13 protein-coding genes and 1 pseudogene are annotated in these 10,181 nt (G+C 42.0%); 12 read left to right on the top strand and 2 right to left on the bottom strand.

Going from position 1 to position 10,181, the window contains the following annotated elements; all coding sequences use genetic code 11:
* The 12 genes and pseudogenes from RMY32_RS10480 to RMY32_RS10425 form a co-directional block, all read left to right on the top strand.
* A pseudogene (locus RMY32_RS10480) lies at positions 1–119 on the top strand (IS630 family transposase); the annotation flags it as partial.
* Positions 85–441, top strand: coding sequence for a phage tail protein (locus RMY32_RS10475; protein ID WP_322708495.1), 357 nt, complete (start codon positions 85–87; stop codon positions 439–441). The pseudogene RMY32_RS10480 and the gene RMY32_RS10475, both read left to right, overlap by 35 nt.
* A gap of 75 nt (positions 442–516) precedes the next feature.
* Positions 517–1,005 (top strand): phage tail protein, encoded by a 489-nt coding sequence (locus RMY32_RS10470; protein WP_322708494.1) that lies wholly within the window; start codon positions 517–519, stop codon positions 1,003–1,005.
* Between the two features lie 136 nt (positions 1,006–1,141).
* On the top strand, positions 1,142–1,465 hold the full coding sequence (locus tag RMY32_RS10465; protein ID WP_322708493.1) for a hypothetical protein: 324 nt from the start codon (positions 1,142–1,144) through the stop codon (positions 1,463–1,465).
* A 167-nt stretch (positions 1,466–1,632) separates the two neighbouring features.
* Positions 1,633–1,998, top strand: a complete 366-nt coding sequence (locus tag RMY32_RS10460) for a phage tail assembly protein (RefSeq protein WP_322708492.1) — start codon at positions 1,633–1,635, stop codon at positions 1,996–1,998.
* On the top strand, positions 1,983–2,135 hold the full coding sequence (locus RMY32_RS10455; protein ID WP_322708496.1) for a DUF6760 family protein: 153 nt from the start codon (positions 1,983–1,985) through the stop codon (positions 2,133–2,135). Before RMY32_RS10460 ends, RMY32_RS10455 begins: the two co-directional genes overlap by 16 nt.
* A 91-nt stretch (positions 2,136–2,226) precedes the next feature.
* Positions 2,227–2,379, top strand: a complete 153-nt coding sequence (locus RMY32_RS10450) for a hypothetical protein (RefSeq protein WP_322708491.1) — start codon at positions 2,227–2,229, stop codon at positions 2,377–2,379.
* Positions 2,379–2,900, top strand: coding sequence for a phage tail protein (locus RMY32_RS10445; protein ID WP_322708490.1), 522 nt, complete (start codon positions 2,379–2,381; stop codon positions 2,898–2,900). Before RMY32_RS10450 ends, RMY32_RS10445 begins: the two co-directional genes overlap by 1 nt.
* 3 nt (positions 2,901–2,903) lie before the next feature.
* Positions 2,904–4,121 carry a hypothetical protein gene (locus tag RMY32_RS10440; RefSeq protein WP_322708489.1) on the top strand — a complete coding sequence of 406 codons (1,218 nt, stop codon included), beginning with the start codon at positions 2,904–2,906 and terminating at the stop codon, positions 4,119–4,121.
* A 27-nt stretch (positions 4,122–4,148) separates the two neighbouring features.
* The gene (locus RMY32_RS10435) at positions 4,149–4,670 is read left to right on the top strand and encodes a hypothetical protein (protein ID WP_322708488.1); all 522 of its coding nucleotides are present in this window, start codon (positions 4,149–4,151) and stop codon (positions 4,668–4,670) included.
* Between the two features lie 66 nt (positions 4,671–4,736).
* Positions 4,737–6,671 carry a VgrG-related protein gene (locus RMY32_RS10430; RefSeq protein WP_322708487.1) on the top strand — a complete coding sequence of 645 codons (1,935 nt, stop codon included), beginning with the start codon at positions 4,737–4,739 and terminating at the stop codon, positions 6,669–6,671.
* 124 nt (positions 6,672–6,795) lie between these two features.
* Entirely contained in the window at positions 6,796–7,191 is a 396-nt protein-coding gene (locus RMY32_RS10425; RefSeq protein WP_322708486.1) for a DUF4280 domain-containing protein, read from the top strand.
* 332 nt (positions 7,192–7,523) lie between these two features.
* Here RMY32_RS10425 and RMY32_RS10420 read toward each other — a convergent pair whose 3' ends face one another.
* Positions 7,524–9,521, bottom strand: coding sequence for an ATP-binding protein (locus RMY32_RS10420; protein ID WP_409882684.1), 1,998 nt, complete (start codon positions 9,519–9,521; stop codon positions 7,524–7,526).
* A 3-nt stretch (positions 9,522–9,524) separates the two neighbouring features.
* A complete protein-coding gene (locus RMY32_RS10415; protein ID WP_322708484.1) occupies positions 9,525–9,689 on the bottom strand; it encodes a hypothetical protein in 165 nt (54 codons plus the stop codon).
* Between the last annotated feature and the right edge of the window lie 492 nt (positions 9,690–10,181).

The raw sequence follows: 10,181 nt of genomic DNA, 5'->3' as shown, positions 1-10,181 counted from the left end.
CCGAGCTTAACAAAATTGAGCGATGTTGGTCATGGTTAAAAAGCCGAATTCGTAAGCAAATAATTCAATTTGGCTGTCTGAGAGATGCGATGGAAGCTGTGCTTCACACAGCGGCTTAACCGCCTTGGCGGTTGCTATACCGGAGTCAGTAATGGAACCGCCACTGTGGAATATGTATCTACTGTTCAGGATGACAGATTAATAAAATGGTACACTGATTCGCACTCCCAACCTACTACAGGCGGAGGAACTACTAATAAAGGAGTGCTTAAAACTGGCTCTATCATTCTGTATAATCAGGGTGGCGAAGAAGCAGCACGCTGGAATTTGACAGGTGTCATGCCCAAAACTTATAAATCAAGTCAACTGGAGGCAGGCACGACGGAACTAGCTACAGAAACAGTCGAATTAGTTTTCCACTCTATCCGACGTACTAAATAATTTGAGATTGGCTAATAGCTAATGGGAAAAAAATTAGCAATTAGCAATCAGCAATTAGCAATCTAAAATAGTTCTGTGACAGATAAGCAGTATGAACTTTTAACTTCTTCCCGTTATTACTTAGAAATTCGGGTAGATGGCAGTGATGATCGCATTGACGGCTACTTCATGGAATGTCAAGGATTTGAGCGCACTCAGGAGGCCATCGAGTTTTGTCAGGTGACTCCCCAGAAATGGGGCAAAGATGGCAATAGCGTTGGTCGAGTAGCACGCACGAAAATACCAGGAAATTCTCACAGTGGCAATTTAATTTTGCGTCGCGGGATGACTGTTTCTATGGCGGTGTGGGATTGGTTCAGTGCCGTTGAACAAGGAAACTGGGCAAAACAACGCCGCAATGGGGATTTAACTCTCTACAATCAAAATGCTATTGAACAGGCAAGATTTAGATTTTTGGGGGCATGGCCCATAAAATACAAAATTTCTGATGTCAGTGCAAGTAATAGTGAGTTTGAAATCGAAGAAATGGAGTTGGCGATTGATGAATTTAGTCGGATTAAATGAGTAAAAACGCGATTATTCGTGTCTTCTAAGAAGCTAAGGCTAATGGCTAAGTGCTAATGGCTAATAGCAATTAGCACTTAACAATTAGCACTTAGTTGTTAACAAAACCCTTTATTCTTGGTTAAACAGTTAGGCAATGCAAACAGAGTTTGAATTTACTTTACCAAAAGGCTATCTTGATGTTGATGGCAATGTTCATCGCAAAGGAATAATGCAACTGTCACGGGCAATTGATGAAATTGTACCATTACGAGATCCACGAGTTAAGTCGAATCCGGCTTATGCAACGGTTATTATTCTTTCAAGAGTAATTAGTCGGTTAGGTGCGCTTGAAGAAGTGACACCTATCGTCATTGAAGAGCTATTTGCCTGTGACCTTAACTATCTACAAAAGTTCTATCGACATATAAATGAACTAGAACCGGAGGTTATGGAGCCAGAGATAACGTTAAAATCTTAGTTGGTCTAACCGATTACATGAGTTGTTAAACACTTAATAAAGCTGCTAATAGCTAATAGCTAATAGTTAATAGTAAGAAAACAATAGCAGTTAGCAATTAGCAATTAGCCATTAGCTATTAACAAAAAAAGTTCAAAATCTATTGAAGATTGGTATATAAAAACTTGATGTTGACTACAGAGTTTGATTTTACACTTCCTCGTGGATTGATGGATACGGAAGGCGTAGTTCACCGTGATGGGGTAATGCAACTGGCTACGGCGAAAGATGAAATTGCTGTGCAAAAAGATAAACGCACTCAAGAGGGTGAAGCCTATAGCACTTTAGTGATGTTTTCGCGGGTAATTGTTCGTGTGGGTACATTGTCAAAAATTACTCCCGAAATACTAGAAAATCTATTTACCCGTGACCTAAGCTATCTGCGCGAGTTTTACAACCGCATCAACCAACAAGGCAATTCAGAAATTCCTGTGTGTTGTCCTAATTGTAATAATAAGTTTTCTTCGGAGTTGGCGCTATCGGGGGAATTTTAGGCTACCCCTCAAACCAACTTTATGAGGAGGTAGCCTGTATTGCTTCTGAGTTCCATTGGTCATTAGAAGAAATTCTCAATTTGGAACACAGCGATCGCCGTCGCTGGGTTATGGAAGTTGGCAAACTTAGAGAGTAATCGATAATGGCTAATAGCTAATGGCTAATAGGAAAAACAATTAACAATTAACAACTAGCAACTAGCAATTAACAATTAGCAATTAGCAAATATGACTAAATCACAAATCAACGACAAATTATTAGAACAAATTTTACATGACTCATTCTTGATAGAGCAGTTGAGCGATCGCGTTTACAAACTTTTGCGTGAAGACCTCCGCAAGCATCAAGAACGCAGTCAAGGATATGGGAGCAGAATTTAATGGTAACAACAGGAACACAAACTTTTGGACTCAACTACGTCACAGCTAATCGTTTCTATGTGGGATTAGAAAGCACTATCTCTGCCTCGTTCACCGAGTGTCAGGGTTTGGGAGTTCGAGTCAAATACGAAACTTACTATGAAGGAGGTGTGAATGACCAGCAACGTATCTTGCTAGGACAGCCAGAATTTTCAGAAGTGACTTTAAAGCGTGGTCTTAGTGATGATATGGTATTTTGGCAATGGGCAAGTCAAGCCATGAGGACTGATTCCCAAAAGGCGATTGAACGTCGCAACGTTAACATTTTAGTATTCAACCAAGCTGGTGAAACTATGCAGTGTTGGACGCTGATTGGAGCTATACCTGTTGGTTGGAAAGCTCCTCAATTAGCAGCAGATTCCTCTACAGTGGCGATTGAAGAATTAACCTTGGTTTATGAAGGTATTAAAGTTGCTAAATCCGGTACAGCTTCTGCAACCTCCCTCAAGGGACGCAATAATGGCTATTTTGGTAGTAATTAAGCAATGGCTGAATCAAATAATGCGCCTTTAAGTGAAACTTCTCAATCAAAGTTAACAAAATCAACAGAATCTCTAAGTAAAAAAGACACATTGTCGCCACATAAGCCTTTGGGAAGCAATCAGGGACTTACCCCGCAATTTCTCGTACCATTAGGAGTGCAGTCTCTTTCGATACTAGATCCTATAATTTTTTCTTCTAAAAACTCTGAATCAGATTTTTCTAATAACCTGTTTGAGGATTCACCATTTTTTTCAGAGTACCGAGCTGCGACTCCAAAAGATAACGCAACAAAACAAGTTTCTCGTGATTTAGTCACTTCATCATCGACAAAGCAAATTTTACAAAAAAAACTAGATTCAACAATTTCACCTCTGCAATCTTCCAACCTGACAAGAAAATTGCAGAGATCGGAATTTTCCGACACACAAGCTGATTTTGCAGTTAACTTTGAGTTAAATAATACCCAGCATGAAGCAGCCGATATTGAGGATCGGCCAGAGTCGGTTATAGTTGATTCTCTCGCACTTTCCCCGATGCAGGCGATTGCACCAGTAACTAGTTTAATACCAAAGGTTCAGTCAAAAACAGATTTTCATTCATTTCCGACATTACAGCCGCATACAGAAACAACAGCATTGGCTTCAGACAGAAATATCACGGCTGAAAGCTCATCTCTACTAAAGAATTCTGTTTCTGATTTAGGAAATATGATTCAACGTGCCCCAATAACAGATACACCAGCAAGAAATAGTCAGTCAGGAACGTTGCTACAACTGCCACAGGTTCTACAAAATATTATGGTTTTGGATTCACTCGCTTCCAAACGATCGCTGAGTCAGTATGCTGCTAGTAATATAGTTACCCAAAGTTCTACTAACTCCCCTAAATCAGACCGTACAACTGTGTCAGGTAGTAATGTATCCTCTTGGTCAGATATTGGCAATTCTGTAAAGAGTAAGACAACTTCAGTACAGCGAAAAATGAGCAAACAGAATAGTTCATCTGTCAATACTCTAATTCAAGCCAAAGGAGCCAACGATCCAGAAACAATTCGACTATCAAGCCAACAAGCCTTTGTCAATACAACAGAGGAGTCTAGCTCTGAAGTATCGAAAAGCATAGAAACATTGGCACAAGCAATCTATGAGAAAGTAAAGTGTCGCTTGCGTATTCAGCAAGAGCGTCACGGACGTGGTTATACTGGACGCTCATCCTGGTAATCCTATTTACGTTGAGAGAAGAAAGTTATGTCACTAGTCAAAGCTAAACTGGTTTCCTCAGATGGGGGTGAAACGATTGAATTCATGTTTAACCCCAATCAATTAGTTTTTCAACAACAGATTAACCTTACTAAAAATAGCGGTGCGCGTACTGGTAGAGGATTACCTAAAGTCAACTTTGCTTATCCAGAACCTTGCACGCTCACCATCAATGACATTTTGCTAGATACTTATGAAGAAGGCGGTGGTAAAAGCGTCATTGTCCATATCCAAAAGTTTGAAAAAGCAGTGAACTTTCTAGAGAGTGGCAAAAATCAAAAAAAGCGCCCACCAACTTATGTATTTGCTTGGGGTAGCAATCAATATATTCGTTGTTTTATCACTAACCTGACCTACAAATTAATTATGTTTTTGCCAGACGGTACTCCAGTAAGGGCAAAATTAGATTTGAGTTTAGAAGAAATTGATGAATCAACCTCCCAACCAGGTATGGGTACACCTAACCAAGTTGACCGCACAGGAGATACTCGTAACAAGCGTATGAGTTAATTGCTGATTCTAAGCATACATAATATTACAATTAGCCATTAGCTATTAGCCATTAGCAATTAACTTATGCCTGCCAATTATACTGCAATCCCAACCTTAAAAATTGACGGACAACCTGCGTCTGATAGTTTGTTAGAAGATATTCTGCAAATCACTGTAGAAGAAAGCTTGCATGTACCGGGGATGTTCACCTTAGTAATTCGTAATGATTATTATTCAGCTCGAGAAGGGGAAAACCCGTGGCTGTACGATAATACTTTTACCATTGGTAAATCTATTGAAATTGGTTTTACTTCCAGCAACACGGAAGATACTGATTTTAACGCTGCTAATCAGAGTACCTTACTTAAAGGTGAAATTACTGCTGTAGAGGCGCAGTTTAATGCGGAATCTCAAGCTCCGATTATTATCCAAGGTTACGATGTCAGTCACCGTTTACACCGAGGACGCTACAATCGATCGTTTCAAAATAAGAAAGATTCGGACATTGTAAGTCAAATCATTGGTGAAGCTGGCATCACCGCAGGCACAATTGATGAAACTGGTGGCCCCTATGGATTTGGCGATCCAGTGGGCTACATCTTTCAAGAAAACCAGACTAACATGGAATTTTTGAGAGAACGAGCAGCACGTAATGGTTTTGAGCTATTTGTACAAGATGGCAAGCTGAATTTTCGTAAACCTTCAGGCGGTAATTCGTTGAACCTAAAGTGGTTAAAAGATATGACCAACTTTCATGTGCGTGTTAATAGTACCGAACAAGTTAGCTCTGTTGAAGTTAGAGGGTGGGACTATAAGAATAAGCAGGCGATTGTCTCCACTAAAAGCGCTCAAACTGCTCAGGTTGTGACTTCAATTGACCAGGGAAAAGGCACTCAAACCAGCACCGCCTTTAACAGTAGTCCGAAAATGATTGTAGTTGATAAACCGGTTTTTTCTAGCAAAGAGTCAGACGCGATCGCCCAAGCACTTTTCAACGAACTTTCTGGTGAGTTCGTCCAAGCAGATGCCCAAGCTGTAGGAAACCCGGATATTCGACCCGGAAAGGTAATATCTTTAAAAGATATGGGCAAATATAGCGGTAGCTATTACGTCACCGAAACCCGCCATATTTTCCAAGGCAGAGTTTACACTACAGACTTCAGCATTCGCGGCTTGCGAGGTGATGATTTATTTACCGCCATGACTCCTCAAACCCGTTTGCAACCAGGACAAACCCTAATAGTAGGAATTGTCACCAACAACAACGATCCGAAAAAATGGAGTAGGGTGAGAGTTAAGTTTCCCACTTTGACAGAAGAACATGAAAGCGACTGGGCAAGAGTAGTGTCAATTGGTGCAGGAAGTAGTCGTGGGTTTGACTGTTTACCAGAAGTTAACGACGAAGTGCTAGTTGGGTTTGAGCATGGCGATATCCACCGCCCCTTCGTCATTGGTGGCGTTTGGAACGGCAAAGACGCACCGCCCACTAGCGTGCAGGAATCAGTTGCAGATGGTAAAGTGCGACTGCGGACATTCAAAACTCGCTTAGGTCACACCCTTCAGTTTGTTGAAGAAGACAAAGGCAGCAGTAAAAAGGGCGTGTATGTAAATACGGTGGATGGTCACAAATTGAATATAAACGATACAGAGAAAAAGATTGAAATCAAAACTAAAGATGGTCATCAAGTGCTGTTAGACGACCAAAATAAAAAAATTGAAATCAAAAGCAGTGGTGGAAATACCTGTAAACTTGATGACCAAGGACGGAAAATTACCATTGATGCAACTGGCGAAATTGAATTGACAGCACCTCAAAAAATTACCCTGAAAGTTGGAGGTAGCAGTATAGAAGTTTCTATGTCTAACATAAAGTTAAAAATGGGCGGCAACACCATCGAACTAGGAGCCGCAGGGATTAACATTGAATCCGCCATGACAACCACTGTAAAAGGATTAACAACTACCATAAAAGGTGATACAACAGTCGCCGTAAATGCTCCAATCGTAAATATAGGCTAATGGCTAATGGCTAATGGCTCATGGCTAATGGCTAATGGCTAATGGCTAATGGCTAATGGCTCATGGCTAAAAGAAAAAATAGCAATCAGCAATTAGCAATTAACAATTAACATAAACAAAAACTATGCCACAACAAGTTGTAATGGGTGCTTCTCTACAGTGTGTAACCTTTGGTACTACACCTAGTTCGCTATTAGTTGTCCCCAAAGGTACACCGGTAATGGTAAATGGGATGCTAGCAGCAACAATTATGGACTTTGCACCTGTCGCAAATATCCCGCCTTTTGGAATGTGTACCTCACTGACCAACCCAGTGGTCGCTGCGGCAACTACCGCAGCGTTGGGTGTTTTAACACCTATGCCTTGCATTCCGATGATTCTCGGCCCTTGGAAAGCAGGAGCAATAAAAGTTAAAATTAACAATTTTCCAGCATTGCCCAATACTGCAATATGTAACTGTGCGTGGGGTGGTGTAATTAAGATTAACTATGCAGGACAAATGAAGGTGAATATTACATAAAATGGATGCTAATAGCTAATATCCAAAAGTGTTGAATGTTAGGAAGAGATTAAAGAAAAGTGCCATAATCTGATAGAATCTAAAAAAATATAAACATAAATTTATCATTCGCTATCTACAGTCATATATGTGTCAGAAAATAAGTTATGTTCATTGGTTTAGAAAACTTATTTGGCTCAGATGAAAAATAGCACTTATAGGCTAAGTTTATCTTAGTATGAAGAGTTTTGATTACGCCATTTAACACTTTTGGATGGTACTGTGTGTACCTCGTTTCATTTATTTTCCTTTGCTACCCCTACTTATTGAGCCGATACCGTGAAACGTGAAACTTATACCCAGCCTTTGACTTCTTCTTTTGTCAGAAGTCTTTGCAATTTCAGATAATCTCGTTGCGTTGCAAGGAGAATATGTTTCATCATTACTGGTTCATCGGCATCAGCGGCGATAAAAGCGGCATTCATGGCAATGTTGCGGATGTTGCCTCCAGCGACTTGTAACTGTCCGAGTTTCTGATAGTCTAGCCCTTTGATTGGTGTCTGCGGTGGGAAAATGCGCTGCCAAATTTGGGAGCGATATTGTGCGGCTGGGAAGGGAAAATCTACCATAAAGCGGATGCGGTGCAAAAAAGCGGTATCTAAGGCATTTTTTAGGTTAGTTGTCAAGATTGCTAAACCGCCGTAGGCTTCCATGCGCTGAAGCAAGTAACTTACTTCTACATTAGCGTGCCGATCGCGGCTATCTTTAACTTCAGAACGCTTGCCAAACAAGGCATCGGCTTCATCGAACAGTAAGATTACTCCTCCGGCTTCGGCGGCATCGAAAATCCGCGCTAAATTCTTTTCGGTTTCGCCTATATATTTGCTGACAACGGCGCTGAGGTCGATGCGGTAGAGGTCGAGGCGAAATTGCTGTGCTAATACATCGGCTGCCATTGTTTTACCTGTACCGCTTTCGCCGTGAAATAAAGAGGTAATCCCAAAACCGCGACTGCTTTTGCCAGCAAAGCCCCAGTCTTGGTAAACTTTAGAACGTTGTTGCAGATGAGTGGCGATATCGGAAAGTACCTGACGTTGGGCTTCTGGTAGCACTAAGTCGTCCCAAGCAGATTTGGCGTTGATGCGTTGGGCTAAGTCATCGAGGCGAGGGCGGGCTTGAGTGCGGCAAAAATCCCAAAGTTGGGAGGAGATCCCCCCAAGCCCTGTATGAATTGGGGGGGAAATATCTGAAGAACTGGTGACTTGAAGGCAGGCGGCTTTAATGGTGGCTGGAGTGAGGTTAAATTGGGATACTAGCTTGTTCAGTTGTCCGTTGAGTTGGTTTGCTGCTGTACCAAGATGAATTTCCCAGAGGTTTTTTTGTTCGTGGAAGCTGAGGGGGGGAACATCAAAGCTGACGAAAGTTTGTTGTCGAGTCGGCAGACGTTCTAGGGTGCTGATTATTGCCGGAGTCTGGAGATTTTCAATCAATAGAGAAATCGCTGTTGTTTTTACAGGATCGGCGGTGGAGATGGAGTCACAGTCGAGTAATAATAGCCGATTTCCTAATATCGCTTCTCTTTCCCATAAGCGCTTGAGTTGATGCAGTTCGTGGGGGAGACTGGGAAGGACGGCGGCGGAAATTATGCCGAGGTTAAAGCCGAGAGTGTCGCAAATATTGCTGACGATTTGATATTTGGTGGTTGATTCGGAACCGCATAATTGCAACAGGGGTAATTTGCGCGAGGCTTGCGACCAAGTGGCGATGATGCGATCGCAAATTCCGGCGTGGGAAGGAGGTAGAGGTAGGGTTTGGGGTTCTGGTTCCGGGAAAGTGACAATTCCTAAGAGTTGTTCGTCAACGGCGGCTTCCCCTAACAGATAACAGAGAATGCGTTTGTCGATTCTAATCGCCGTTTGGGTGAGGGAAAAGCCAGGGGCAAATTCAATTAATTGCCATCGTTGCAAGGGATTTTGGGGAGAGAGGACAGAGAAACTGGCTCTGGGAAAAATGGCAAGGGCTAAACTGAGGGTGGGATAATTGCGATCGCTGTTGCCATTGGCTTCGGCGCAAAGGGTGGCAAATGTCGGATCGATTTCCATACCCACGCACAGCAAGAGGATATCCCGTGCAAAGGTAGATAAATGAAATTTTGAGCAGATTTGAGCTAAGGCGCTGGTTTGGGGGATAGCATCGGGAATTACGTCCTGGGGTTTGTCTTCTATATATGTTTCTAACCACTGACGAATGCGAAAGATTTCTTGCTGAATGATTTGCCAGTTGGTTTGATACCAGTTTGGTAGTGCCGTATTTGTCATTGCTTGGTATATTTGTGATTTTGGCGTTCGCATTTGTTAATTTGGCGTTCGCATTTGTTGATTTGGCGATCGCATTTGTTGATTTGGCGAATCCATTTGTTGATTTGGCGAATCCATTTGTTGATTTGGCGTTCGCATTTGTTGATTTGGCGAACTCATTTGTTGATATGGCGATCGCATTTGTTGATTTGGCGTGTCCATAACGCAGGATATAGCAATCTGGAAAATCGTAAGGCTTCCCCGACTTCTCTTACCCCACCCTAACCCTCCCCTTGTAAAGGGGAGGGAACAAGATTTTCTAGTTTCCCCCCTTTACAAGGGGGAGCCACTGCGTTGGGCGGCTTTGCCGACTTGAAGCAAGTGGCGTGGGACTAAGGGGGGTAATTCGACTTGTATGTACACCGTAGCCTAATAAAGGGGAGGGAACTAAAATCTCTAGTTTCCCCCCTTTACAAGGGGGATTAAGGGGGGTAATCCAACTTGTGTGTACAGTGTAGTCCTTTTCAGGAGGGCTAGGGGAATCTAAAAAGATGAAAACATTCACCGAACTATTACTGGACTTTAGACTAAAAAAGAGCGATCGTGTTTTTAGCAGCTAGTGGAAAAAATAAAAGGATGCCTGTAATAACAAGCACCCCGTAACGGAAGATGAAAAAAGCACAACCAATTTTCATCTACCCCGTTATGGATGTT

The sequence above is a fragment of the Nostoc sp. ChiSLP03a genome, assembly GCF_034531215.2.
Lineage (GTDB): Bacteria > Cyanobacteriota > Cyanobacteriia > Cyanobacteriales > Nostocaceae > Nostoc.
This window is presented reverse-complemented; position numbering and strand designations above follow the sequence as displayed.

Excerpts from the sequence above, each read along its gene's own strand:
- RMY32_RS10475 (WP_322708495.1), top strand. The coding sequence starts at position 85 with ATGCGATGGAAGCTGTGCTTCACACAGCGGCTTAACCGCCTTGGCGGT.
- RMY32_RS10465 (WP_322708493.1), top strand. The coding sequence starts at position 1,142 with ATGCAAACAGAGTTTGAATTTACTTTACCAAAAGGCTATCTTGATGTT.
- RMY32_RS10460 (WP_322708492.1), top strand. The coding sequence starts at position 1,633 with ATGTTGACTACAGAGTTTGATTTTACACTTCCTCGTGGATTGATGGAT.
- RMY32_RS10450 (WP_322708491.1), top strand. The coding sequence starts at position 2,227 with ATGACTAAATCACAAATCAACGACAAATTATTAGAACAAATTTTACAT.
- RMY32_RS10445 (WP_322708490.1), top strand. The coding sequence starts at position 2,379 with ATGGTAACAACAGGAACACAAACTTTTGGACTCAACTACGTCACAGCT.
- RMY32_RS10440 (WP_322708489.1), top strand. The coding sequence starts at position 2,904 with ATGGCTGAATCAAATAATGCGCCTTTAAGTGAAACTTCTCAATCAAAG.
- RMY32_RS10435 (WP_322708488.1), top strand. The coding sequence starts at position 4,149 with ATGTCACTAGTCAAAGCTAAACTGGTTTCCTCAGATGGGGGTGAAACG.
- RMY32_RS10430 (WP_322708487.1), top strand. The coding sequence starts at position 4,737 with ATGCCTGCCAATTATACTGCAATCCCAACCTTAAAAATTGACGGACAA.
- RMY32_RS10425 (WP_322708486.1), top strand. The coding sequence starts at position 6,796 with ATGCCACAACAAGTTGTAATGGGTGCTTCTCTACAGTGTGTAACCTTT.
- RMY32_RS10420 (WP_409882684.1), bottom strand. The coding sequence starts at position 9,521 with ATGCGAACGCCAAAATCACAAATATACCAAGCAATGACAAATACGGCA.
- RMY32_RS10415 (WP_322708484.1), bottom strand. The coding sequence starts at position 9,689 with ATGGACACGCCAAATCAACAAATGCGATCGCCATATCAACAAATGAGT.